Source organism: Enterovibrio norvegicus (assembly GCF_002876705.1).
Taxonomy (GTDB): Bacteria; Pseudomonadota; Gammaproteobacteria; order Enterobacterales; family Vibrionaceae; genus Enterovibrio; species Enterovibrio norvegicus_B.
Window position 1 is genome coordinate 404,415 of record NZ_MDAG01000013.1, and the last position, 26,742, is coordinate 431,156.

Consider the following 26,742-nt stretch of genomic DNA (forward strand, 5'->3'; position numbering starts at 1 on the left):
CCACAAAGCATCTCTCAGATACAAACACCGAATCAGATCTTCATGCTTCTCAATGATCTGCATTTCCCATATATTTGTACTCACCCACAAGTCGTTTAATATTTTATGTCTTTGTTTTTATTATTAATTTTGAATGGCAAGGCTCTCTTTGAAAGCCCTGCTCAAAATCTTAGAACTTAACGCCAGCACTTACCCCGTAGAATACGCCAGCGCCTTCTGCTGTAGAGATTTCGTCTACACGAGCGCCTGAGTAATCACTGTTAGCCATAGCAGCAGCAATTCGGTATTCCGAGCCTGCATCGATAGCAGCACCAGCTTCTGCCATAACCCAGAAGTGATCGTTGAAGTAGTGCTTAAGGAACAGGCCTGCATTAACAGTCTTGGTTTCGAAAGAGACTTCAGCAGCAGTCTGAACACGGCCCAGGTAGGAGTTGTAACCGTAGCCAGTCGCGGAATCTTCAGCAGAAGACTGTACGTAATCAACAGTCAAACCGACAAAAGTCATGTCAGTAAAGATCTTATGACCCCAGTCGAAACCGACTGACAGATGATCGTCCATCTCTAGACCAGCGTCACCAAGTTCCGCAGCTCCCATCTCAACATTCATGTTAAACATAGTGCCACCTTGTGTGAACCAAGAGTAACCGACAGATACACTAGCGGCAGAAAGCTCAGCATCAAACGGGACTGTAGCATATGAGGCACTAGCCCACTCATAGTAAGGAGTTCCATAGATACTGCCGATATACTCTTGAGCATACACATAACCTTCACTAGACATCTCTTGAGTTTGAGAGCCATAACTAACACCAATCTCAAGTCCGTCCGTAGGAGCGGCTACAGCCGCGGCAGAAGACAAGGCAAATAGGATAGTCAGAGCAACGATTGATTTTTTCATTTAATTTTTTCTTGGTTTTATTAATGGTGGACAAGGTGTCGAAGTTTAAGTGCGCTCAATTCAAAGCAGCGCGTTACATTTAATTATAAAAATCTAATAGCATTTAAAGCATTGATTTGTAATCAAATTAACCATCTTTTAGTGGCGGAATTTATAAGTAATTAAGATATTTATTACAAATCTAATGAAGCGAGAAGGATTTTTGGGTGGTTCACAGAGCTGGAAGATGGACCTCCTGCGAGATTAAAAAAGTAGACGATTATCATGTTGGCGAAAAATTAAGAGGCTTTGGTAACTGCGACAGCCACCAGTTTCGACTTTTACATTACCTTGCTCCACACAATCACAAACACCGAATCAGATCTTCATGCTTCTCAATGATCTGCATTTCCCATATATTTGTACTCAGACACTATAAGTAAGAGTTAGGGACAAACATTCGATGACAAATCAGGCCAATGTCGATCCGGCAGAAATTAAGAAATTCGAAGACATGGCGTCTCGATGGTGGGATCTTGAAGGCGAGTTTAAACCTCTTCACCAGATCAACCCTCTTCGTTTGGATTACGTCATTGAACGTAGTAATGGCGTCTTCGGCAAAAAAATCCTTGATGTAGGATGTGGCGGCGGCATCTTAGCCGAGAGCATGGCGAGAGAAGGCGCAGACGTGACGGGCCTAGATATGGGCAAAGAACCGCTTACCGTTGCTCGTCTGCATGCCCTCGAAACGGACACCAAAGTAAAGTACATCCAATCAACGGCAGAAGAACACGCGGCGAGCAATGAAGCACAGTATGACATCGTGACATGTATGGAGATGCTTGAGCATGTCCCCGACCCTGCATCTGTCATTGCATCGTGCGCGCGCATGGTAAAACCAGGCGGTCATGTTTTCTTTTCGACGTTAAACCGAAATACCAAATCGTGGCTGTTTGCGATTGTCGGTGCTGAACACATCATGAAAGTCGTGCCAAAGGGCACGCACGATCACAACAAGTTCATTCGTCCGTCTGAGTTACTGCGCATGGTGGATGCCACACCTTTGCAAGAACGCGCAATGACAGGTCTTCATTACAACCCGCTGACAGAACAGTATTGGTTGTCTCCGAAGAATGTAGACGTGAATTACATCGTACATACTCAATACCCGGCTTAACCCGGGTATTTTTTTGCCTGATAATAATCACTGATGACACTGTAATAGCTAAACCCAACCCACAGCTGAGTAGAGAAAGCACATGGACGTTAACGTAAAAGCGGTACTGTTTGATTTGGATGGCACTCTTTTAGACACCGCACCCGACATGGCACATGCCGCCAACTGTGTGCTGGCTGATTATGGACTCTCTCCCCTTAACGAACGCCAAATTAAAGCCAACACCAGTTATGGGGCGCGCGGGTTGTTACGTGCAGGCTTTGGAAACCAAATCGAAGGCAAAGACCTTGATGCGTTGAGACAGTCATTCCTGCACCATTACGCCAACAGTATATGTACCACGACACAACTCTACGCGGGTGTCGTTACCTTGCTTGATGGCTTAGAGGCCATGAACGTGCCGTGGGGCATTGTGACAAACAAGCCAGGCTTTCTCACTGAAATGCTACTTCCTTACTTTCCTCGCCTTCTTTCAACCGGCACCTTGGTGTGCGCGGATACCCTCAGCAAAGCCAAGCCTCATCCTGAGCCACTTCTTCATGCAGCCATGGAACTCGGTATCGACAATCAAGCTTGTCTATATATAGGGGACATTGAAGGAGACATCATTGCGGCCAATGCCGCGAATATGATTTCCGCTGTTGCAGCATGGGGTTATATCGGCAGCGAGCACAAACCACTCGAGTGGGATGCAGATCTGGTTTTTAACAAACCTGAAGAGATTCTGTCATTATTCTGATCCCTATCACACCCGCTTTGAACACAATTTAACCTAATAACAGAGGGTTATCTCGTTTCACTGTTTGTGTGTAGAGGCAAGATAAAAATCTTTTTTTATTTCGAATCGATGACAGAAAAATGATTGATTTTCTCTATGCTGTTGCCGTTATTGGGATAAAGGGGTGAGTGACCACTAACAATGTATTTCTAATCCCCAAGATATCCACAGAACGCCCATTTCGGGCAACTTGCAATATCCTCCCTTCAACACTATCTTGTTACTCAAGTCAGGCAGCAGCCCTATATGTAGTGTTTGAGCATCTACTTCATTAGTTTAACATTGGTCACAAAAAATTTGCGTGAACAGTGAGAATTGCGAAAAACACGTCTTCAGGCATGGATACACCAGGAACAAGATAAATGAACCAACAAATTACCGTTCAAAAGCGCAGTGGCGTGAAGGAAAACATCGATCTAGACAAAATCCACCGCGTTATCGACTGGGCTGCTGAGGGCCTAGACAACGTCTCTGTTTCACAAGTCGAACTTCGTTCTCATATCCAATTTTACGACGGTATCAAAACAGAAGACATTCATGAGACCATCATCAAAGCTGCTGCTGATTTGATCTCTGAACAAACCCCAGACTACCAATATCTCGCCGCGCGTCTTGCGATTTTCCACCTACGCAAAAAGGCTTACGGCCAGTTTGAGCCGCCAACGCTGGCTGACCATGTCAACAAAATGATCGACATGGGCAAGTACGACAAGCACATCACCGAAGACTATTCGACCGAAGAGCTGAACATCCTCGATAGCTACATTGATCACTGGCGTGACATGAACTTTTCCTATGCCGCAGTGAAACAGCTTGAAGGTAAATACTTAGTACAGAACCGTGTTACGGGCGAAATCTACGAAAGCGCACAGTTTTTGTACATGATGGTTGCAGCATGTCTATTTGCAAACTACCCGAAAGAGACCCGCTTAGATTACATTCGTCGCTTCTACGATGCGGTGTCTCAATTCAAGATTTCTTTGCCAACGCCAATCATGTCCGGTGTTCGCACACCAACCCGTCAGTTCAGCTCATGTGTACTGATCGAATGTGATGACAGCCTTGATTCCATCAACGCGACCGCAAGTGCGATTGTACGCTACGTAAGCCAGCGCGCAGGCATCGGTATCAATGCAGGTCGAATCCGCGCATTGGGTAGCCCAATCCGCGGCGGCGAAGCATTCCACACCGGTTGTATCCCGTTCTACAAATACTTCCAAACAGCCGTTAAGTGTTGCTCTCAAGGCGGCGTACGTGGTGGTGCTGCGACACTGTTCTACCCAATGTGGCACCGTGAAGTACAAAACCTGTTGGTATTGAAGAATAACCGTGGTGTTGAAGAAAACCGTGTTCGTCACATGGACTACGGCGTTCAAATCAACAAACTGATGTACACCCGTCTTATCAAAGGCGAGAACATTTCATTGTTCTCACCGTCAGATGTTCCAGGGCTGTACGACGCCTTCTTCGCGAACCAAGAAGAATTCGAACGTCTGTACACGCAATATGAACAAGACAGCTCAGTGCAACGTGAAACCGTGAAAGCGGTTGAGCTTTTCTCTCTGATGATGCAAGAACGTGCTTCTACCGGCCGTATCTACATTCAAAACGTTGACCACTGTAATACGCACAGCCCGTTTGACCCTGCTGTTGCACCGATTCGCCAATCTAACTTGTGTCTTGAAATCGCATTGCCAACCAAGCCGTTGACCAACGTGGAGGATGACCAAGGCGAAATCGCATTGTGTACGCTGTCAGCGTTCAACCTTGGCGCATTGAATAACCTTGATGAATTAGAAGATCTGGCAGACCTGACAATCCGCGCGTTGGATTCGCTGCTTGATTACCAAGATTACCCATTGCCAGCCGCTTACAAAGCGACCATGAACCGTCGTACCTTGGGTGTTGGTGTTATCAACTACGCCTACTACCTCGCGAAGAACGGCGTGCGCTACTCAGACGGCAGCGCGAATGGCCTAACGCACCGTACGTTTGAAGCGATTCAATACTACCTATTGAAAGCCTCTGTCGGTTTGGCGAAAGAAAAAGGTGCGTGTCCGTTGTTCAACGAAACAACGTACTCGAAAGGCACTCTTCCAATCGACAGCTACAAGCGCGATTTGGATAACGTGTGTGAAGAACCTCTTCACTACGATTGGGAAACATTGCGCGGCGAAATCGTTGAACACGGTCTGCGTAACTCAACCCTATCTGCATTGATGCCATCAGAAACATCGTCACAGATTTCGAACGCGACAAACGGCATTGAGCCTCCTCGTGGTTTCGTTTCTGTCAAAGCATCGAAAGACGGTATCTTGAAGCAAGTTGTGCCTGAGTATGACAAGTACAAAGAAAACTACGAGTTGCTTTGGAACATCGAATCGAACGACGGCTACTTGCAGTTGGTCGGCATCATGCAGAAATTTATCGACCAAGCGATCTCTGCCAACACCAACTACGACCCAAGCAAACAAGCAGGCGGTAAAACACCGATGAAGCTGCTGCTAAAAGATTTGCTGACGGCGTACAAACTGGGTGTGAAAACCCTGTATTATCACAACACGCGTGATGGTGCAGACGATGCACAACAAGATTTGGCAGCACAAGATGATGATTGTGCAGGCGGCGCTTGTAAAATCTAAAGCTACATTCGGGAGGGAGCGATAGCTCCCTCTTCAAGGTTTAATTCGAAACGGTATATTTACGGTAATGGCTTACAGTACTTTTTCTAAAGAAAACAATAATGCGCTCAAAGAACCGATGTTTTTTGGCCAGCCAGTTAACGTTGCTCGCTACGATCAACAAAAGTACGAAATCTTCGAACGCTTGATTGAGAAGCAACTGAGTTTCTTTTGGCGTCCAGAAGAAGTGGATGTGTCTGGCGACCGTATCGATTACAACAAGCTGCCTGAGCACGAGAAGCATATCTTCATCAGCAACTTGAAGTATCAAACGCTATTGGATTCAATCCAAGGTCGCAGCCCGAACGTGGCACTGCTTCCACTGGTGTCTATTCCAGAGTTGGAAACATGGATTGAAACGTGGTCGTTTTCTGAAACGATCCACTCACGTTCTTACACGCACATTATCCGAAACATCGTTAACAACCCTGCCGTGGTATTCGATGACATCGTTGATAATGAGCACATCATCAAGCGTGCTGGCGATATCGCTAAGTACTACGATGACTTGATTCAAGCCACCAGCGACTACCACCGTTTAGGTGAAGGTGAACACACCATCAACGGCGAAACCGTCGTGGTTTCTCTGCGTGAATTGAAGAAGAAACTGTATGTGTGTCTGATGTCGGTGAATGCGCTAGAAGCCATTCGTTTTTATGTCAGCTTTGCGTGTTCATTTGCGTTCGCAGAACGTGAATTGATGGAAGGTAACGCGAAAATCATCAAACTGATTGCACGTGATGAATCACTGCACCTAACCAGTACACAGCACATGCTAAACATTCTGCGAAGCGGCGAAGACGATCCAGAAATGGCTGACATCGCAAAAGAGTGTGAGCAGGAGTGTTTTGAACTGTTCAAAGCGGCGGCTGAGCAAGAGAAAGAATGGGCAGAATACCTGTTCAAAGACGGCTCAATGATTGGCTTGAACAAAGACATTCTTTGTCAGTATGTGGAATACATTTCCAACCTACGCATGTCTGCAGTTGGCCTGAAACCTGCGTACGCTAACGCCTCTCAGAACCCGATTCCTTGGATTAACGCGTGGTTGTCTTCTGACAACGTTCAGGTTGCGCCACAAGAAGCAGAAATCAGTTCATACCTTGTTGGCCAAATTGATAACGACATGAACATCGATGATTTGGGTGACTTCGAACTATGAGTCAAATCACTATCAAAGTGAATGGCGAAATGCTGGTGGGAAATACCCACCAGCCTCTGCTTGAACAACTTGAACAATCAGGACTTCAGCCTGAGTTCCAATGCCGTAACGGCGTGTGCGGCGCTTGCCGCTGCAAACTCGACAAAGGCACCGTATCAAAACAAGATACGATGGCTTACGTCGCCGCAGGCGAAATTCTGACCTGCGCGTCCGTGCCTTCTGGCAACGTTGAATTGGAATTCGACTACCAGCTTTCCTTTGTAGCAAAAAAAGCCGCGAACCTCTGACTCGGTCTCGCGGCGCTCTTTTTGCAGCCTCTCTTTATTCAGCTTTATGCTTCATGAGATTGTTGACGTAGATACTACGCGTCTGATTCCACCATGCTTACGGGCAACTCAGCACTCAGCCCAGCCTTGTTGGTAAAAATACGAGAAAAGCACGAAAGCGACGCGACTTTGACTGAAGCAAACCGCTCCCACTTACTCGCATCCGCCATCAGCCAACACTCACGCGCATTCGCGATAATCGCCTTTGAAACATCCGCCTCTTGGATCTCATGTTCCATGGCAACCTGCGTTGACGATATAGAGCCGCATCCGACGATGCCAATGTCCGCCTCAAACGCATCGAAAAATTGCAAAACACTCGAACCCACAACGTCTTGGTGATCGCTTCGCACGAGGCCACCTGTAATGAGCACTTCAACACCGGGCGCATTTTCTAAAATTCGCAAAACCTGAAGGTTGTTTGTCACCACCCTTAGCTGCTTCATACCAGACAAATACTGCGCCACGTAGGTCGCAGAAGTACCAATACCAATGAACACCGTCGCCCCATCTGGTATCTCAGAAGCCACACGATGTGCCAACGCCTTTTTCACACCAGATTCAAGATCGTAACGAAATTGGTATGTTGTATTGGTCAGCACCGCTGGCAAACTCACGCCACCGTGAACCCGTCGAGCAAGCCCCTTTTCAGACAATGCATTAACGTCACGACGCACCGTTTGCGTCGTAATCGAAAACATCTCTGCAAGCTCCTCAACCTGAACGTTGCCATTGCGATGAATGTAATCAAGGATCTGACGTTGGCGGTCGGTTACTTCCATTATCTACTCTACTTTAGGTTAAACAGCGTTGGGTCATCAGTAATGATATTATCCACCCCCATCCCGATGAACGCATCCGCTTTCTCGCATTCATTCAACGTCCAAATGTTCAGAATATACCCTTTGCTTTTGATCTCTTTCGCCAACTCAGACGTCAGCATGCGATGATCAACATGTACGCTATACAACCCAACATCATCAAATGCATCAAGATCGCTGATGTTGCGCTTGTCGGCAATAAACCCAAATCGACACTGCGGTATCGCTGTTTTACAACGCATCAGCGCGTTTTTAGAGAAACTGCTGATTAATAGCTTTTCAGCAGGAAACGCCGAAGACGCCAACACCGCCGACACCGCTTCAACCAGCGGCGCTACCTGAGCGTCACGGTATACTTTGATCTCTAGGTTTATGCTCACCCCCTCGTCTAAACAAAAAGCCAAGGTTTCCTCTAACGTCGGAATTCTTTCGTCGCTATGTGCTTTATCGAACCAACTTCCTGCATCCAAGTTTTTCAGCGCAGAGACATTAAAGGTTTCTAACTTTCCATTTCCATCTGTGCAGCGTTCAACAGTATCGTCATGGAAAATAACAGGGATCCCATCAGCGCTGAGTTGTGTGTCAATTTCAACCCAATCAAGCCCACACTCAGCCGCCTTGCGAATACCAGACAGCGTATTTTCCGGTGCTAACGCCGCCACGCCTCTATGTCCAATGATCATCTTCCTTCCCATTTATGTTCATATGAAAACCAAACTGCCATGGTAAGTATCATAGCGACCAGAGCATTCTAAAAGTAGGGATTTTAGCGCGAGGAGCACTGACAATTTGCCTTTGTTAACATGATCACAGCATTCGTATGAACATTAAAATGTTCATTTGAAACTCCCTGCGATTGCTATATCTTGCGATAGAGATCGTTACACCTTCTCGATGCATGTCACATTTTTCGTGCTGAGTGAAGATAGAAACGGACTTTCTAAAATAAGAAGGGAATGAACAATATGAAAAAATTACTACTTGGTACCATGCTTTCTGCCTCAACGTTATTCGGATTTGGCATGGCATCAACTGCCGCTATCGCAAGCGATAACGACCCTGTAAAAATCAACATGAGTCTTGTCTTCACCCAAAATGAACTGCTCACACAAGAGCTGATCAAAGTGGCTGACAAGATCAAAGAACGTACAGACGGCGGCGTAAATATCAAGGTATTCCCTGGTGGGCAATTACCCGTTTACAAAGATAACCTTGAACAGGTTGTGAATGGTGCAAACTGGATTGCAGTTGAAGATTTAAGCTACCTCGGCGATTACGTGCCAGATTTCGCAGCACTAGCAGGCCCGATGCTTTACACCTCGTACGATGAATACCTCGCCATGATGGATTCTGATTACGTCGCTAACCTCACTGAGCAAGTTGAGAAGAAAGGCATCAAGGTATTGAGTGCCGACTACATCTTCGGCTTCCGCCACATGATCACAAACAAAGAGATCAAAACGCCAGAAGACATGAATGGCATGCGCATTCGTGTTCCAGGCAGCCAGCTGTTTATTAACACCCTTTCTTCGATGGGCGCATCACCAGCGGCACTTCCTTTCCCTGAAACATACGCAGGCGTTCAGCAAGGCGTTGTTGATGGTTTAGAAGGTTCAATTCTGACCATGTATTCGACCAAGATTTACGAAGTGGCAAAAAACATGTCTAAGACAGGTCACTTCCTAGGCACTGTAGGTTTGTACATTTCACCAAGCGTTTGGGACAAACTGTCTGACGAGCAACAAAAAATCGTCATGGAAGAAATCAACGCAGGTGCAAAATCGAACACCAAATCACTGGTGAAGCTTGACGCTGAGTACGAGCAAAAGCTGAAAGAACAAGGCGTGACGTTCAACGACGTCGACACCGCTGCGTTCAATGCACTCACGGCTGACGTTTACAACCAGTTCCCATCTTGGAGCAAGGGTGTCCACGGCACAATCAACGCTGAACTAGAAAAAATCCGCGCAGCCAAGTAAACACCTCATCGTTGCCCCGGCGCCATGCTGGGGCAAGTTTCATCTGCCCCACTGTTCTGGAGTTACAATGCGGCTTTTAGCTAACTTAGAAGAAATCTTAGCGTCGATAGCCATTTCCGTTACGGTCGTGGTCGTCATCGTTAATGTCTTTCTTCGCTACTGCCTTGGGTTTGTCGTGCCTTGGAGCGAAGAACTTTCGGTCATCTGTTTTACCTGGTCTGTCTACTTCGGTATCAGCTCTTGCTACAAGCACAAGTTACACATGGGCGTCGATGTCATCATGAGTTTCATCCCTCAAAGTGGACAGCGATATTTCAGACTGCTTATTTCGCTTTTCCTTTTGGCATTGAACGTCACAATGGCCTACCTCAGCGTCAGCTACACCATGCTTTCGACAAAAGTCACCCCCGTCATGGGGATGTCATATTTTCCAATCAACAGTGTGTTGGTTATCTGCTTTTCTTTGATGGCAATTCATACCATCAGATTCATCATTGATGATTTGAAGCCGTCAGACAACAACACGTTAAATGAAACACAATAGGTGATCGCTGTGGATATCTATATACCTATTATTCTGCTCTTCATACTGTTCCTACTTAACATACCGATTGCCTTTTCGTTGATCGCTTCGTCGATGTACTACTTCCTGTTTATCAACGACTCAATCCCTGTCAGCTTGGTGATGCAGCGGTTTATTTCTACCGTTTCTTCATTCCCTCTTCTCGCTATCCCGTTTTTCATCATGGTTGGTTCAATCATGAACTATGCGGGAATAAGCCGAAACCTGTTGGCATTTGCCGACTCACTGATTGGACATAGGGTGGGTGGTTTAGCGCACGTCAATGTGTTGCTGAGCACCTTAATGGGCGGCATTTCAGGCTCAGCGAACGCAGATGCTGCAATGCAATCAAAGATCCTTGCACCAGAGATGACGAAACGTGGTTATGACCTGCCGTTTACCGCAGCCGTCACCGCTGCGTCATCCAGTATCAGCCCTGTCATTCCGCCGGGTATCAATCTCATCATCTTCGCATTACTGGCCAATGTTTCCGTTCACTCCATGTTTATCGCTGGGTATGTCCCTGCGTTTATGATGGCTGCGTCTTTGATGATCACGATTGCATTTATCTCGAAAAAACGGAAATACAAACCGTCTCGTGTTCATCCAGCAACTGGTAAGGAAAGGCTCAGCTATTTCGGCAAAGCCGTGCCTGCGCTGCTCATTCCGTTTGGTATTATTTTGGGCATGCGATTTGGTTTGTTCACGCCGACTGAGGCTGGGGCAATTGCAGTCTTACTGTGTTCCATCATTGGCTTTGCGATTTATCGAGAATTAAAAATCCACCACTTTGCCGCGATATTGCGTGAAACCATTCAAGGCACAAGCAGTGTGATGTTTATCATCATCGGGGCAATGGTGTTTGGCTATTACATGACGCTGGAACAGATTCCACAGAACGTGGCGTCCATGCTCATTAGCCTGACCGACGACAAGAACGTGCTCCTGCTCATCATCAACATACTGCTGATTGTGGTGGGTATGTTTATTGAGGGCGGCGCGGCGATGATTATCTTGACGCCTCTCTTGCTGCCAGCAGTGTTGAACCTTGGGGTGAATCCTGTTCACTTCGGTATCATCATTATCGTGAACATCATGATTGGGGGGGTGACACCGCCATTCGGTTCCATGATGTTTACCGTCTGTTCGATATTGAAGGTAAGGATGGTCGACTTTGTCCGTGAAGCCGCTCCTTTACTCGCGGCACTGTTCACTGTCTTAATGATTTTGACCTACTTCGAAGGCTTGGTGATGTTCTTGCCGAATCTCTTTAAGTAATCAGATGAAATCCGCAAAGCGCGCCTTCCATAGGCGCGCTTTTTTCTTGCATCAAGCCCTCATTTTCGAAAAGGAAGGCTTACCTTGCTTCTCAGTTCAAACTGTTTGAAAGCAAAGATTAAAACATTCACACACCGCCGTTTTCCTCCCCCAATGAGGGTTGTCGCTAAAACAAAGGACATCCGTCACGGTATTTTTTGACTATACCTATCTGTGCTTAAACCGCTTGTATCTACCTTATACAAAAGCATCTCTCCAAGGGTTTACCGAAACACCTAATAATAAGCACATTAAGGAGCACCAAAGATGGGACTGCACTACGGGAAAGAAAAAGGCGATAACTGCGAAGACCTCTACGAAGAAGTCCTCTCTCGCAAACAGCTACCTAAGTTCTCACTCCCCGAAGAAAGCCAGCCTGCTGATCTTGTCGCACAATTATTGAAAGATGAGCTTCTGATGGATGGTAATGCACGCCAAAATCTCGCGACGTTTTGCTCGACATGGATGGAGCCCAGTGTTCACGAAATCATGGATGTTTGTATCGATAAAAACATGATCGATAAAGACGAATATCCTCAAACTGCCGAAATTGAATCACGTTGCGTACACATTCTTGCCAAGCTTTGGAATAGCCAAGAAAGCGAAACCACGGTGGGTTGCTCAACCACAGGTTCCTCTGAAGCGGCCATGTTGGGTGGCCTTGCCATGAAATGGCGTTGGCGGAAACAGCGTGAAGCACAAGGCCTCGCCACCGACAAACCCAACATTGTATGTGGCCCTGTTCAGATTTGCTGGCACAAATTTGCCCGCTACTTTGACGTTGAAATGCGTGAAATTCCGCTCGATGGTGACGAAGTCTGCATGAACCCCGACAAGCTCGCAGAATATGTCGATGAAAACACCATAGGCGTTGTACCGACGCTTGGCGTGACCTACACCTGTGTGTTTGAACCCGTTGAAGTGATCTCGCAAAAACTCGATGAACTGCACGCCGAGAAAGGCATTGATGTGCCCATTCATGTTGATGGCGCATCCGGGGGATTCATCGCACCTTTCGTTAACCCCGAATTGAAATGGGATTTTAGGCTCCCTCGTGTTGTCTCTATCAATAGCTCAGGGCACAAATATGGTCTCGCCCCGCTAGGTGTGGGCTGGGTGGTATGGCGTGACGCCGCACACCTTCCTGATGAACTCGTCTTTGATGTGGATTATTTAGGGGGCCATATGCCAACTTTCGCCCTCAATTTCTCACGCCCTGGCGGACAAATCGTCGCGCAATACTATAACTTCCTTCGCCTAGGTTTTGATGGCTATAAAGGCATTCAAGAGGCCTGCCTCAGCACCGCACAATGGCTGGCCGATGAAATCGCCAAAATCGGACCTTTCGATCTTTTCTACGATGGTCGGGGCGGACTGCCCGCGCTTAGCTACAGCCTAAAAGAAGGCGATTGGGGGTTTACGCTCTATGACCTTTCAGACCGCATGCGCATGCGGGGTTGGCAGATTGCTTCCTATCCACTCCCCGGTAACCGACAGGATACCGTGATTCAACGCATCATGATCCGACACGGTGTTAGCCTCGATATGGCATCGCTTATGCTCGAAGATCTCAAGCGTTGTGTCGAATACTTCGAGCAGTACCCGCAGGTTCACTCTGGCGCAACCTCCACATTCCATCATGGATGAACGCCTTAGTGAAAGCGCGCAGACCTGACTTACCGCGCAAATCTGACTTACATAGCTAACTAAGTTCAACAACGGGTAACCGTTAACAACACACTCTTATTTGATCACGCCTGACCATCACCAAGATGGTCAGAATGATTGAAGGACGACTCGTATGAATAAGAAAGCCCCTTCCACTGCGAATTTAAAACAAGCAGGAAAAATTAGCGTTTTCACCTTCGCCATCATGAACATCGTGGCTGTCGTGAGTCTTCGTGGTTTACCAGCAGAAGCAGAGTATGGCCTGAGTTCAGTTTTCTACTACGTGTTTGCGGCTGCATTTTTTTTGGTGCCCGTCTCTTTAGTGGCGGCTGAACTCGCCACAGGCTGGCCCGAAAAAGGCGGTATCTTCCGATGGGTTGGCGAAGCCTTTGGTCCTCGTTTGGCATTTATGGCGATGTTTTTACTTTTTGTGCAGGTGTGCGTGTGGTTCCCCACCGCCCTGACGTTTGGCGCAGTCTCCCTCGCGTTCATTGGGCCCGATCAAACCTTTGATGCCGCCTTGTCGCAGAACAAGTTCTTCGTCCTCGCTATCGTGTTGGCCATCTATTGGTTCGCGACCTTCGTTGCATTCAAAGGTGTGTCGGCGTTCACCTTGCTTTCAAAATGGGGCGGCATCATTGGGACAATTATTCCCGCCATTATTCTGATCATTTTGGGTTTTGCGTTTTACTTTAGTGGCGCGAAGATCCAAATCGATCTCTCGTGGTCAGAACTGATCCCTGATTTCTCCAACTTCAACAATGTGGTGCTCGCCGCCAGTATTTTCCTGTTCTACGCTGGCATGGAAATGAACGCGATCCACGTGAAAGACCTTGATAACCCTACTCGCTCATACCCGCTCGCCATCGGCATGGCAGCATTGGGCACAGTGGTGATATTCATCATGGGTACGCTCGCCATTGCGTTTGTTATCCCAAGCACTGAAATCAACCTCACACAGAGTTTGTTGGTGGCGTACTTCGATATGTTCCATTGGGCAGGCTTGGGCTTCCTCGCGCCCGTGATGGCCATTTGCTTAGCCATTGGTGTTCTCGCGGGCATCGTGACGTGGGTTGCTGGGCCTTCAACAGGGTTACTTGAAGTAGCAAAGGCTGGGTACATGCCGCGCTTTTGGCAGCACACCAACAAGAATGGCATGGCAACACACATTCTTTTGGTGCAAGGCATCATAGTGAGTTTCCTTGCGGTCACCTTTGTGGTGTTGCCCTCAGTAGAAGCGGCTTACCAGATTTTAAGCCAGCTCGCCGCGGTGATTTACCTCATCCTGTATATGTTGATGTTCTCCTCTGCGATTTACCTCAGATTCAGCCAGCCAAATCGCCCACGTCCCTACAATGTGCCGGGCGGTAAAACTGGTCTCTATATCATTGCCGGCGTGGGTTTCACCGCATCTTTGACGGCTTTCGCGTTCAGCTTTATCCCGCCGAGCCAAATTGCAGTTGGTAGCCCGACGGTGTTCATTTCGATTCTTGTTGGCTTGAGTGCCGTGTTCATCACGATTCCTCTGGTGATTTATGCCATTCGAAAACCCCATTGGCGTGAAGAAAATTCCGACTTTGCGCCCTTCACGTGGCAAATTGAAGGGGTGCATCCTGGAGTGCAAAATCATTCAGACTTACACACAGAGTCAGTGACTGCGAACCACAAAGAAAACCAAGGAGCACAATAATGAGCGTGCCTCTTTCCGCCACAGAGCTTCAAGCACTCGTGGATAAAACCTTCTCTCTCTATCACTCCTTACCTGGTGGTGAGAACGCGAGCTATATTCCCTATTTGGACTCAGTGCCATCTCGGCTTGCTGCTCTCGTTATCGTCACGGCAAAGGGTGAAATCTATAAAGCGGGAGACAGTGACTATGGCTTTGCGATCGAATCCATTTCGAAAGTCGCGACCCTATCTTTGTTGATGGAAGACGTAGGCCCAGAAACGGTCAGAGAGAAAATCGGCGCTGAGCCCACAGGCTTACCTTTCAACTCAGTACTTGCGTTGTGCGAGCACCAAGACAAGCCTCTCTCCCCACTCGTTAACGCCGGAGCAATGGCCAGTGTAAGCTTATTAAATGCGTCATCGGGTGAAGAACGTTGGGCACGCATCCTTGATATCCAACGGCGAATGACAGCAGGCAACGTGGTGCTTTCCGATGCCATTAATGAATCCGAACAAACCACGAATTTTCATAATCGCGGCATCGCATGGCTTTTATATGCTGCAGGAAATTGTTTCTGCGATCCGATGGAGGCGTGTGAGGTCTACACCCGACAATGCTCTACATTGGTGACCTGCAAAGATCTCGCCGCAATGAGCGCAACGCTGGCTAATCATGGCCAAAACCCGCTTTCTGGCGAGCAGGTACTTACCCCAGAAAATGTTCCACATATTCTGGCAGAGATGACCATGGAAGGGCTTTACGACTATTCGGGAGACTGGGCGTTTGAAGTCGGGTTGCCGGGGAAAAGTGGCGTGGGTGGCGGCTTACTCGCCGTCTGTCCGGGCAAACTTGGCATTGCGGCCTTTTCGCCACCTCTCGATGAGTCGGGGAACAGTGTCCGCGCCCAACGCATGATTGCAGAAGTAGCGAAGGCACTGGATCTCAATATTTACGCGGCTTGATTATTTCTCTTTACAGGGAAGAGATTGAGAATCGCCATGCTAACAAACGAAAAAGTGAGGCTTACAGCCTCACTTTTTTATGTGTATTCGTTTCTATGTCGAACCATTATTGTGCGTCAGCTGGCTCATCCTCTGCGGGAATAAACAGCGATTCAAGTGTTATCAGAGAGCTAATGTCGCCAAACACCTCTTTGCCTTGCAAGTAACGGCGTAACATATCCATCAGCATGGTAGAGGCATAACAACGAAAATCTTCATGGGTGAGTGAACGACGGGTTTTAACGATCATCCCCCAGTCCCCTTCGACGGTCGACAATCCAAGCGCCACTTCGCCGTTAGCTGCATTCCCACAAGCGAGGCCAAGGTGGGCACCCGCATTTTCTCGAGACGCGGTCGCCATCGCTAACACCGCTGCAAGCGGGTTATAGTCGCCATCAGTATTCAACGCATTTTCGTTCAACACCCAACCTTGCACCAAGGCATCTTTCGTCATGGCAGATTGATTGAACCAGTTTGCTAGATACCCACCTGTGAATTTTTCTGCCACCGCCACGGTTTGACCGCTCTGCGCGAGCATACCGCCAACGGACTCCAGCATGGGAATGCCATCGCCCACCATGTGATCCGCTAAAATCTTACGTATCGCATCCGTGACGAAGGAAATGTCAGAGTGTTGGCGAGGAGAAAACAACTTCACTTCAATGAACGGCAACGCGGAACGATAGCCAATCTCGAAGAGATCAGGCAGTTCTAGCGGCTCCAGCCTGTCATTCAACAAGGACTCAGAAAGTCCAAACGTGTAAAGACGCTGAATTTCTAGTTTGAGGTTATTAGGGAATTGCGTTTGCAGTTGCGGCAGAATTTCATTATCGAACATTTGCTTGAATTCGCTCGGCACACCGGGCGTAAAGAAGAATAAGCAATCATTTAAAGTGGCCACAAATCCACATGCACTGCCAACGGGGTTATCGATGAGCTCAGCACCTTCGGGCAACATCGCTTGTTTGATGTTGCTCTTGGGCATGGTTTTCCCGTTTTTCTCAAAGCGTGCTTTCATTTCAGAAAGCCAATGCGCATTGAGTTCAACATCCACATTCATCGCCATCGCCATGGCTTCTGTGGTGAGATCGTCAGTGGTGGGACCAAGCCCACCGTTCACGAACACGATGTCTGAAACCTGGCTACAACGCACCAATTCAATCGCAAGTTCATCTAAGGAATCCCCCACCGTCACGCGTCGATGCATGGCAAAGCCTTCTTCAAAGCAACGTCTTGAAAGCCATGCAGCATTGGTATCAGTGATATCTCCATGCAGTACTTCTTCTCCCGTACTTAATATGGCAACCCGAAGTTTACTCTGACCCACCGCTATCTCCTTGTGTGCGTTCAACTTATTTCATTATGCCCAGAAGCTGACCCACACCGCAACTTGCATAATTGTACATATATAGTTACACCCTGTGTTTTACATCTGTTACACTCATTCAAAATCTGCCCCAGCGTCACAGGCCAGATTCATTAAGCATAGTCTTTGGCTGGCCTCATTCATGCCCACCCAAACAAAACCCATCATGTAAATATTAATTTACATTTATTAAAGTCGACATTATGCGCAGTAAATTAGTCGGAAGTACCCTCATTATCGCTGGCACGACCATAGGTGCTGGCATGCTCGCTCTCCCCCTTGCATCAGCAGGGTTAGGATTCGTTCAATCCTCTTTCATTATGGTCGCTATGTGGCTACTCATGAGTTACACAGCACTACTTATGTTAGAAATCCACCAGCACGCACATGAAGGTGCGACCCTCAACAGTCTGGCGCGTCAATTTCTGGGTCGTAAAGGCCAAATCCTCGCGACCTTTGCAACTTTGTTTCTCTTGTATGCACTTTGTGCAGCTTACATTGCAGGCGGCGGCAGCCAATTGAACGCCAAACTTATTGCTTTCTCTAACGGCGTGTTGCCAAATTCGACGGGTACCTTCTTGTTTACCTTCATCATTGCAGGCGCGGTGATGCTTGGCACACACAAGGTAGATCTGATTAACCGATGCCTGTTTCTGCTCAAAATTGTACTGCTCTGCGTGTCACTCGGCCTTCTCACGCCACACATCTCTATGCTGCATCTCACAGAGCTTCCTATCGACCAAGGCCTTGCCATCGCCGCCATTCCCGTGATGTTCACGTCGTTTGGCTTTCACGGTAGCATTCCTTCAGTGGTGGCTTACACAGGGTTAAACATTCGTACCCTGCGAAAAGTCATGCTGTTTGGTTCTTCGCTTCCGCTCATCATTTATTTGTTGTGGCAAGGCGTAAGCTTTGGCGTACTAAGCCAAAACTCGTTACTCAACAACGACCAACTGCCTGAATTTATTAACGCAATGAGCCAAGTGGTGACTTCTCCCTACATTGCCTCAGTCATTTCGTTGTTCGCAGATCTTGCACTCGCCACATCGTTTTTAGGTGTCAGTCTCGGTTTGTTTGATTTTCTGTCTGATGCGTTAAAGCGAAATAACACCGTAAGTGGTCGTTTACAAACAGGTTTAATGACCTTCGTTCCACCTATGCTCATTGCATTGTTCTATCCGCAAGGGTTCGTTGCTGCTTTAGGGTATGCTGCCATCGCGCTTGTCCTGCTTGCTGTCGTACTTCCCGTTTTAATGGCACGTAAGGTCCGCCAAGCAGAATTAAACCGCGACAAGTATCAAGTTTTTGGTGGAAATATTGGCCTATCACTTGCTATGATTGGCGGCTTTACTGTGGTTGCATCACAATTGGTAATCAGTATCAATTGAGAGAAAACGCCCCTAGCGGTGTCTTGAGCAAGGATGTTTCGCGTAGCACTCGCTTAGTTAACGCTTTCATGACCTAAATTTTTGATGCCAAGCCTATCCCTCTTCGAGAGGCCATTAGGTTTGGCATTTTGTTGTGTGGGAGATCCTACGTGCGCTATTGCTCAACCGTGGCTGCGGCCGCTTTACTTTGTGCTCAATCTGCTTTTGCTTTTGACTCAACGACCATCAATTTTGAACAGCAAGCTAGCGTTTACGCTAACAGCTATGGCTTTGCACCCGCATCGCTGAGCGAACAACCTTTGGAGTCTGCGAATACACTAGGCTTCCACGATCAACCAAGACACGCTTTGCCAAAATACCTATCAACAGCACCTGAAAAAGACTGGGACTACTTGATGGGTCAAACCTATACAATCCTGGGTTTGAGCGTTGCCACTGTGGGTATGATGACTCTGCTGCCGGAAAGCGTGACTAACTGGACAGCGGAAGACCGCGATTTCAGTAACTTGGCAAGCAAATGGTGGGACAACGTCTCTGAAGGCCCTGTATGGGATAAAGATGATCACTACCTCAACTATGTGATGCATCCGTACTTTGGTGGTGTTTACTACACCGCAGCACGTCACTCAGGCTTTAACGAGTGGGAATCCTTCGTTTACTCCTTCACCATGTCCACGTTTTTCTGGGAATACGGTGTAGAGTCCTTCGCAGAAGTACCGTCTATCCAAGACATTATTGTGACACCTCTATTTGGTGCGGCGGTGGGTGAATGGATGTACCTCACTGAGCAAGACATCGTTGCAGATGGCGGCGAAGTGCTTGGTTCAGATACGCTGGGCGGTGTGAGCTTGTTCTTCCTGAACCCAGTAGGACACATTCACCATTGGATCACCGGCGTGTGGCAAGGTGATACGGAAGTGAACATGAACTACAACCCTTGGTTTGATAACCAAGACGCTGCTCAGTTTGCTCTAGATGCTGGCGCACCGTATGACCATCAGTTCATCGGTATGCAGGTTAGCCTGAAGTTTTAATTCGACGCGTTACCAAAACAGCGTGTCGAAGAAATGAAAAAGCCGACATCATGTCGGCTTTTTTGATCTTGTTGTATCTCATAGGAAGAGAAGATAAGTGGGGTTTAACTGCTTACGCTGAAATACCACGAATTAGCGTCGTGATACCCGCGAACGAACAAAGCACCAAAAGTCCATATCTTACCCATTCAGCACGAATGTGCGGAGCGATGCGAAACGCGACCCAAGACGAGACAAACACGATCGGCAACGACATCAAACTGACCTTCACATGCCAAAGATTGAAATACCCTGTCATGGCGAGAACCACCAACGAAATCACACAGCTAAACACGAAGTAGCCTGCAAGGTTTGCGCGCATCATCGCCACGTCCATTTTTTGCAGAACCAATGCCATTGGCGGCCCTCCGATACTGGTAGTGGTACCCATTACCGCTGCAGTAAAACCTGCCCAAAACATGTTTTTGTTATTGGGTTCGACAGAGAACTTAAACACACTTGCCACGACAGCGAATAACACTGCCACACCCATTGCTATTTCGAGCACATTCAGTGATAAGTAAATCAGCATCACGCCGGCGACAAACGTACCCGGAATACGCCCAATAAACGCCCAACCCAATCCCTTCAATGAAATTTGTCGGCGATATTGCCACGTATTAATACTGGCAAGACACAAGGTCACCATAGTGACTGCACTCGGCACAAGCGTCGGCTCAATCATCATCACGATAGGCGCGGCTACGATGGCCAAGCCAAAACCAATCAAGCTTTGCACAAATGCACCCGCCCCCAATGCCAGCATGACAAAAAGGGTTTGTTCGAACGTCATTTCCATCAGTGGTTTCTTTCCATCACAGTCATCATCTCAGTAAAAAGGAAACCTTCACGTCGCCACCCATGTCACTGGATCCGCGTCGCGTGTATGAGTAAGTTTCTTGGTGTTAGTGCGCGTTCACAGAACGTTGAAACATTCGCATCAAAGCCATTGTCTGTTAGATACAGTGCGCGATCTAACACCAACCACATTTCCAGTGGACGACGGAACAAGGTACGCAGCGTTTCCATTTTTTCTACCAATAGAAAACGCGCTTCACCCAATGTTTGGTACTCAGCAAAATCGGTATCAGTAGGGATAACGATCCCTTTTTGTTCCGCCGCCCAGTAACAAAACGCTTCAAACCCCTCATTCAACAGCGATTTTTGCACATTCGGAACGGGCAAATAGGCCGCGCCACCGGTAATCGCCCGCTGCAAGGAATCAAAACCCAGTCGAAACGTCACTTCGACATAGCGTTTATTTTGTACCGTTTGACCCGCCGTTACTGTTTCTTGTAGCGGCAGTTTTAAATCATGCTTGCTAAGAGATAATGTCGACTTTTTCGCCAAGGTTGAAAGCGGCTGGTAACACTTATCTTGAATCAGGTGATAACAACACGGTGATACCGTGACGGTTGATGGACCTGATTGCTTCTCTGCGGCCACGCTGTGTTTCAGCAAGGTCACATGGAGATCACCACATGCGTGCAACGCGACAGCATGGTCACAATCGTCAACCAAGTGCTGACTCTCAGGAGCAAACGCATCACCTTGAACAAAGTGCATGGTTAAATTGTGCTTTTCCGCGTATTGTTGACCATCACGACAGAGCGCCTCTTGCCATTCCAAGCTAGTGACATTGGATTGACGAGAAACCGACAAAACCCGCCCCAGATACCCTTTCCCTGCACACCATTCCAGCCAATGTTGTCCATTTGCTTTAGGCATAGCGGCATTGAACGCCGCAATTTGAGACCATTTGCGCCCTGGGATACCTGTAGACCAATGAGGATCACAATACAGATCTGCATGGTGACTTTCTTTGACGTGACATAACGTAAGCCAGGATTCGGCTTCTGGTAGCCATTGCTTCACCATGGCAGTCAGTTGTTCTGGAGACGCTTTAAGTGTCGAAAGAGACGCTAAGGTTTGGTCATCCAACCAATCACACAGTTCAGGATGCGTATTTCGCCAAGGCAAATCGGCAAAATCAAACGGCATTCCTTGCCAAAAAGGACGGTGTCGCTCCAACGCACCGTCCAGTGCGAGGAAACGTTCTGCAAGAGAAAAACAGGGATGAGGCAAAGCTAACTCCAATCGCCAACAAAAATGCGGGAAGAACCACGTCAGTTGGCGACCAGTATATACCTAAGCGTGCATTCTACGCTGACTATCGGGACTTTTTATCTTACGGGGAGTTCGATATTCGCGAACAGTTTTTCAATCTCATGACCATCTTTGAGCGTCATGGCGAGATCGACCCTCTCACGGGTCAAATGCGGCGCAAAGCTCTCGATGAAGTCATACATATAGCTTCGCAGCGCTGTGCCTCGACGGAAGCCGATACGCGTCGTGCTCGCATCAAAGATATGACTGGCATCAATGGCCACCAAATCATTATCAAGCTCTTTGTCGTACGCCATGGTTGCCATAACACCAATGCCGACGCCTAACCTGACATAAGTTTTGATCACGTCAGCATCGGTGGCAGTGAACACGATTTTTGGCTTGAGTTTTGCGCGTTCAAAGGCGGAATCGAGACTGGATCTGCCCGTAAAGCCAAACACATACGTCACCAGCGAATAACGTGCAATATCATGAATAGAAATGGTGGTTCTGTTTGCCAGAGGGTGATCTTTACGCACAATCAGGGAGCGGGTCCAATGATAACAAGGCAGCATCACCAGATCGTCGTAAAGGTGTGAGGCTTCGGTGGCGATGGCAAATTCCGACGTCCCTTTTAAAACGAAATCCGCAATTTGGCTTGGCGCGCCTTGGTGCATGTGCAAAGACACTTTCGGATAGCGCTGAACAAATTCTGAAATCACGGTTGGTAGCGCATAGCGTGCTTGTGTATGCGTGGTCGCGATGTTCAGTTGCCCCATTTCTGGGTTGGTATATTCAAGCGCGACCGACTTAATACTGTTTACACGAGATAAGATATCGCGTGAAATCTCGACAATCTGTTCGCCTGCAGGGGTTAGCTTGGTGAGGTGTTTGCCACTGCGGCCGAAAATTTTAACGCCCAGCTCATCCTCTAGCGCACGAATCTGCTTACTGATACCAGGCTGAGACGTAAAAAGACTTTCTGCGGTCGAAGACACATTTAGATCGTTATTCACGACTTCAACGATGTATTTTAGTTGTTGTAATTTCATAGAAAACGCAGGAAAACAAAGGGACAGGTGAATTTATATCGCCTTCCGCTCAAAGAGAGTAGCGTTCGTGCCGATAACCGCCACATAGCGCTCAGAAATTGTTAAGGCTTTCTTTTCTTTAGTGTGATGATGAAATTTTTTAAACCTAGATAACGCAATGAAAATGCAGACGATAAACGTGCGTCATTACGCACTAAGTACCAGAAATACATTACGAAGCGCCAGATCTTAGCTAAGATCGAAAATAGCATTAACAAACTATGACCATAGTAGCAGATCGTGTATCTTATGCCGTCTTAGTTTTAACCGGGAATATCGACGCTCGCTTATGAATATCGCCCTCGTTGCTGGCTTATGTGTCATCTTGCTCGGCCTGATTGTTGGTTACAACATCATTGCTCAGCAGAAACAACGCGTTGAGTCAACAAAGCGCCAAGAAATGGCAAAATATATTGCAGTTATTGATGCCACTGAAGAGCTGATCGGTAATGCACATAACTTACCCTACAGTGGGTCTTTGCTTGTTTGTTTAAACAACAAAATCCTCGATGCGTTGAAGACAATGCATGAATTCGACAAGTCCGATCGCTCCTTGCAGAATCGAATTGCCGATGTTCAAGGGCAAATTAATCAAATCAAGCAGACATACCAAAACAAAGACTCAACCTCTTTTCGCGTTCCAGACAGCGACAGAGAAGCAATTTCTATGTTGAAGTTGGTGAAGCGCCTGCGTGCCGTGATTAAAGCGGAGCACACCAAAGGTCGTATGCCAACACAACAGTTTGTGGCTGAAAATACACGCCTCGAACAGATGCAGATGAAAATTAACATCGAGAACGTGCTCAAGCGTGTTAACGATGCCAAAATCAAAGGCCAAATGGGCACAGCTCAACAGCTTTTGAAGAAAGCAATCGACGTGGTCAGTTCAAAAAACGATCCTTACTGCCAATCAGCAAAGGAATCGCTCAATGCCATGCTTGAAGAAATCACGCAGTCATTGAATAAAACCCATGAAATTGCCAAACCAAAAGACAATGACAACGACGAGCTCGATGAGCTTTTTGCCCCAAAAAAGAAGTGGTAATCCCCTTACTTTGTCGATTCCCAAAAAAGCCCCACAAGGGGCTTTTTTTGTGCTTATCGAATCAGTAACTCACCTTTAGCGACTCACGTTGACACTCCCCGCTTAAGCACCTTCCCCATGCTCTTCAACTCTTTTAACAACGCCAGCCCTTGTATCATCCTTTAGGTAGCACACGTATATAGGTGCTACCTAACTCATCAAAATCCAACACAGATTTGTTTTTTTTCGACCGCGACCAACACACCAAAAACAGCTTTTTTGCGTGTCCAAACAGGCAACTCCCTCTGCCAGAACAAAATGCGTAACGGTCAGTTGAAATAGCGAAATTAGAGAAAGCGGCGAACGTTTAACTGGAAAGATAGCTACATCAATAATTGTGTTAAAAACAGTCAGTAGCACTCATTTTCACATTCCATGCCGACCATTTTTTCCGCATGAATGACCGTAAATGCATAAAAATTTATTTTTTCCACCCCATTTTCCGTCAAAAAGCATTTGTGCGGCCTACGACAAAAAAATGCTCTCCAAAACCAGCGATTGCATAAATAAGCATCTTTACTGTCACAGTCCCAAGTAATACACATGCATCACATGTCACATTTTTGAATGCACAAACGTTCGCCAAGTTGTGAGTCCATTATCCAATTTAGATTGCTGAAGAGGGAGAGAAGTTAATGAAGTTGTCCGTCGTACAAAGAACGATAGCAGGGTTTTCTCTGATGTTTATCCTTATCGCGTTATTGAGCAGTGTCAGTTTGTTCAACGCGAAAACACTTCAAAACAAGGTTGAACAAATCACAGAGCAAACCACTCCTATGGTGATTACATCGGGTAATCTCATCACCCAACTTATGCATACGAACCTTCTCGTTAGCTCGTTTCAAACTAATCCCCAAATAAATTCGAATGTAAATTCAATATTCGAGCAACAACGTTCGGATTTTTTCAATACGCTAAATAACGCTCAACAAGAGACGAGCCTAGAGCAAGAGCGCTCAACACTCCGAACGATTAACGACGCCTCCGTACGCTATTTTGACCAAGCGTCAAAATTGATTGCGCTCCAACATCAAGCTGAAAAGCTGAGACAACAACGCCAGCAACTCAATCTCTCGTTTTTACAGATGGAAGATTCTTACCAACGAGCCGCTTCTCTTTTCCTTCAAAAAGCATCAACAGGCCGCTCATTGCGTAATCGTGCTGAACTCATCACAAGCGGAATAAGAAGAGACCTTAAGCTTGTTCGCCGAATAAAAGAAGACACGCCCATCGGACTGCTGAGATTAGCCCTAACGAAAGACAGCGAAATCACACTTAAGCGCATAAATTTCATCCCCATCGCCGAGGATGTAAAAGCACGCTACACGCGTAATTTAAAGAATTTCAAAGCTCTCATATTGGATCCTGATGGGCTTTTGGATGTCGTGGAAAAGCAAAATGTCGTCAACGCACAACTCCTCTTCGAACGTGAAGTTAACCTTGAACTGACCGATGACATTCAGTCTCTTTTGGAAGAGCTAGAGCACTACGCTCAGCAACTTGCGCACAAGAGCAGTGCAGAAGCGAAGCAATCGATACACGATGCGATGATATACATCATAGTCATGACATCCATCGCGGCAGTTAGTAGCATCATTGTTGGCTTCAGCATTACTCGTAGTATTCAAAAGCCATTGATATTAATAAAAAATGTACTTGAGAAAATGACCGATGGTGACATGAGAACCCGAGCAAACTACGTAGCAAAAGATGAATTTGGCGAGCTAAGCAGGTCTATCGATACGCTAGCTGAAACGATGTCACATACGCTTGGGCGATTCGATGATGGCGCTTCCCATCTACTAAACGAGACGAATAACTCAACCGCTGTCACTGAGACTGCCATGCAGAGAGTTGAAGACCAAAAGTTGCGGACAGATCAAGTTGCTGCCGCAATCTCGCAAATGGAAGTGAGTGCAAAAGAGATATCACGCTCAACAGACTTAACCGTCACGGAAGTAGAAAATACCAATGCGGCGACTGCCAATGGCCGGAGTCAGGTCTCCCTCAACCGCTCTTTGACGGAGCAGCTCTCGGATAACATAGGTGAAGCCGTCTCGAACACACAGCAGTTGAACAAATATTCAAATAACATCGGCTCGATCCTACATGTGATTCAAGACATTGCTGAGCAAACCAACCTATTAGCGTTAAATGCGGCGATTGAAGCGGCAAGAGCGGGTTCACATGGTCGGGGCTTTGCTGTGGTCGCAGATGAGGTTCGCGCACTTGCCACACGAACCCAAAGTTCAACAGAAGAAATTCAAGAAATGATCAACAACTTACAAGGTAACGCTTCGCGCATGGCAGAAACCATGAACGCGAGCCAGAAGCAAATGAAAGAGTGTTTAATGCAAACACGGCTGACAGACGATACCTTGCAAGACATTGCATCGCGCATGCAGTCGATTCAGGAAATGACCGTGCACATTGCTCAGGCAACAGAAGAACAAATCAAGGTCAGCATTGATGTTGCCGAGCATATAAATGGCATCGCCCACGTGGCACATGAAGCACAGGAAGATGCACGTGCGTCCAAGTTGAGTAGCGAGTCACTGGCGAATATGGCACAAGAACAGCAAAACCTAATTTCTAATTTCCGCGTCTAAGGGTAAG

General features: G+C 47.2%; 22 protein-coding genes. 15 read left to right on the forward strand and 7 right to left on the reverse strand.

Going from position 1 to position 26,742, the window contains the following annotated elements; translation table 11 throughout:
* Window positions 1-169: 169 nt before the first annotated feature.
* Entirely contained in the window at window positions 170-616 is a 447-nt protein-coding gene (locus BCT27_RS25405; RefSeq protein WP_133153377.1) for a hypothetical protein, read from the reverse strand.
* 724 nt (window positions 617-1,340) lie between these two features.
* Here BCT27_RS25405 and ubiG point away from each other — a divergent pair.
* The 5 genes from ubiG (at window position 1,341) to yfaE (ending at window position 6,962) form a co-directional block, all read left to right on the forward strand.
* Window positions 1,341-2,054: a bifunctional 2-polyprenyl-6-hydroxyphenol methylase/3-demethylubiquinol 3-O-methyltransferase UbiG gene (gene ubiG / locus BCT27_RS09350; protein ID WP_017015949.1), complete on the forward strand. Its 714-nt coding sequence runs from the start codon at window positions 1,341-1,343 to the stop codon at window positions 2,052-2,054.
* Window positions 2,055-2,136: 82 nt separating this feature from the next.
* Window positions 2,137-2,793 (forward strand): HAD family hydrolase, encoded by a 657-nt coding sequence (locus BCT27_RS09355; RefSeq protein WP_102391176.1) that lies wholly within the window; start codon window positions 2,137-2,139, stop codon window positions 2,791-2,793.
* 401 nt (window positions 2,794-3,194) lie between these two features.
* Window positions 3,195-5,474, forward strand: a complete 2,280-nt coding sequence (gene nrdA, locus BCT27_RS09360; RefSeq protein ID WP_102395634.1) for a class 1a ribonucleoside-diphosphate reductase subunit alpha — start codon at window positions 3,195-3,197, stop codon at window positions 5,472-5,474.
* A gap of 67 nt (window positions 5,475-5,541) precedes the next feature.
* Window positions 5,542-6,675, forward strand: a complete 1,134-nt coding sequence (nrdB, locus tag BCT27_RS09365; RefSeq protein WP_017009633.1) for a class Ia ribonucleoside-diphosphate reductase subunit beta — start codon at window positions 5,542-5,544, stop codon at window positions 6,673-6,675.
* On the forward strand, window positions 6,672-6,962 hold the full coding sequence (gene yfaE / locus BCT27_RS09370; protein WP_017009632.1) for a class I ribonucleotide reductase maintenance protein YfaE: 291 nt from the start codon (window positions 6,672-6,674) through the stop codon (window positions 6,960-6,962). The genes nrdB and yfaE overlap by 4 nt, the downstream gene beginning before the upstream one ends.
* 74 nt (window positions 6,963-7,036) lie before the next feature.
* Here the strand turns inward: yfaE and BCT27_RS09375 are convergent, their stop codons facing one another.
* Window positions 7,037-7,783, reverse strand: a complete 747-nt coding sequence (locus BCT27_RS09375; protein ID WP_102317718.1) for a DeoR/GlpR family DNA-binding transcription regulator — start codon at window positions 7,781-7,783, stop codon at window positions 7,037-7,039.
* An 8-nt stretch (window positions 7,784-7,791) separates the two neighbouring features.
* A complete protein-coding gene (locus tag BCT27_RS09380) occupies window positions 7,792-8,505 on the reverse strand; it encodes a glycerophosphodiester phosphodiesterase family protein (RefSeq protein ID WP_102395635.1) in 714 nt (237 codons plus the stop codon).
* 282 nt (window positions 8,506-8,787) lie between these two features.
* Here BCT27_RS09380 and BCT27_RS09385 point away from each other — a divergent pair, with 282 nt between their 5' ends.
* From BCT27_RS09385 to glsA, 6 genes are all read left to right on the forward strand, one after another.
* Window positions 8,788-9,801: a C4-dicarboxylate TRAP transporter substrate-binding protein gene (locus tag BCT27_RS09385; RefSeq protein ID WP_102317720.1), complete on the forward strand. Its 1,014-nt coding sequence runs from the start codon at window positions 8,788-8,790 to the stop codon at window positions 9,799-9,801.
* Window positions 9,802-9,868: 67 nt separating this feature from the next.
* Window positions 9,869-10,345: a TRAP transporter small permease gene (locus BCT27_RS09390; protein ID WP_102317721.1), complete on the forward strand. Its 477-nt coding sequence runs from the start codon at window positions 9,869-9,871 to the stop codon at window positions 10,343-10,345.
* Window positions 10,346-10,354: 9 nt separating this feature from the next.
* The gene (locus BCT27_RS09395; protein ID WP_198597534.1) at window positions 10,355-11,641 is read left to right on the forward strand and encodes a TRAP transporter large permease; all 1,287 of its coding nucleotides are present in this window, start codon (window positions 10,355-10,357) and stop codon (window positions 11,639-11,641) included.
* Window positions 11,642-11,947: 306 nt separating this feature from the next.
* Complete coding sequence (gene gad / locus BCT27_RS09400) at window positions 11,948-13,327, forward strand: glutamate decarboxylase (protein WP_102395636.1); 1,380 nt, start codon at window positions 11,948-11,950, stop codon at window positions 13,325-13,327.
* A 154-nt stretch (window positions 13,328-13,481) separates the two neighbouring features.
* Window positions 13,482-15,038 (forward strand): glutamine/gamma-aminobutyrate antiporter GadC, encoded by a 1,557-nt coding sequence (gene gadC, locus BCT27_RS09405; RefSeq protein ID WP_017012843.1) that lies wholly within the window; start codon window positions 13,482-13,484, stop codon window positions 15,036-15,038.
* On the forward strand, window positions 15,038-15,979 hold the full coding sequence (gene glsA / locus BCT27_RS09410; RefSeq protein ID WP_017011587.1) for a glutaminase A: 942 nt from the start codon (window positions 15,038-15,040) through the stop codon (window positions 15,977-15,979). The genes gadC and glsA overlap by 1 nt, the downstream gene beginning before the upstream one ends.
* A 106-nt stretch (window positions 15,980-16,085) precedes the next feature.
* Here glsA and BCT27_RS09415 read toward each other — a convergent pair whose 3' ends face one another.
* Window positions 16,086-17,345, reverse strand: coding sequence for a CinA family nicotinamide mononucleotide deamidase-related protein (locus tag BCT27_RS09415; RefSeq protein WP_241908544.1), 1,260 nt, complete (start codon window positions 17,343-17,345; stop codon window positions 16,086-16,088).
* Window positions 17,346-17,587: 242 nt separating this feature from the next.
* On the opposite strand from BCT27_RS09415, the gene BCT27_RS09420 reads away from it, so the two are divergent.
* Complete coding sequence (locus tag BCT27_RS09420; protein WP_102395637.1) at window positions 17,588-18,772, forward strand: aromatic amino acid transport family protein; 1,185 nt, start codon at window positions 17,588-17,590, stop codon at window positions 18,770-18,772.
* A gap of 149 nt (window positions 18,773-18,921) precedes the next feature.
* On the forward strand, window positions 18,922-19,806 hold the full coding sequence (locus BCT27_RS09425) for a DUF3943 domain-containing protein (protein ID WP_102317727.1): 885 nt from the start codon (window positions 18,922-18,924) through the stop codon (window positions 19,804-19,806).
* A 112-nt stretch (window positions 19,807-19,918) separates the two neighbouring features.
* On the opposite strand, the gene BCT27_RS09430 is transcribed toward BCT27_RS09425, so the two are convergent.
* From BCT27_RS09430 to cysB, 3 genes are all read right to left on the reverse strand, one after another.
* Window positions 19,919-20,644, reverse strand: coding sequence for a sulfite exporter TauE/SafE family protein (locus BCT27_RS09430; protein ID WP_102317728.1), 726 nt, complete (start codon window positions 20,642-20,644; stop codon window positions 19,919-19,921).
* A 65-nt stretch (window positions 20,645-20,709) separates the two neighbouring features.
* Window positions 20,710-21,930 (reverse strand): methyltransferase, encoded by a 1,221-nt coding sequence (locus BCT27_RS09435; protein WP_102395638.1) that lies wholly within the window; start codon window positions 21,928-21,930, stop codon window positions 20,710-20,712.
* A gap of 98 nt (window positions 21,931-22,028) precedes the next feature.
* Window positions 22,029-23,003, reverse strand: coding sequence for an HTH-type transcriptional regulator CysB (cysB, locus tag BCT27_RS09440; RefSeq protein WP_102395639.1), 975 nt, complete (start codon window positions 23,001-23,003; stop codon window positions 22,029-22,031).
* Window positions 23,004-23,331: 328 nt separating this feature from the next.
* Between cysB and BCT27_RS09445 the strand changes: the two genes are divergently transcribed.
* Entirely contained in the window at window positions 23,332-24,087 is a 756-nt protein-coding gene (locus BCT27_RS09445) for a DNA repair protein (protein WP_102317730.1), read from the forward strand.
* A gap of 674 nt (window positions 24,088-24,761) precedes the next feature.
* Complete coding sequence (locus BCT27_RS09450) at window positions 24,762-26,735, forward strand: methyl-accepting chemotaxis protein (protein WP_102317731.1); 1,974 nt, start codon at window positions 24,762-24,764, stop codon at window positions 26,733-26,735.
* Window positions 26,736-26,742 lie beyond the last annotated feature (7 nt).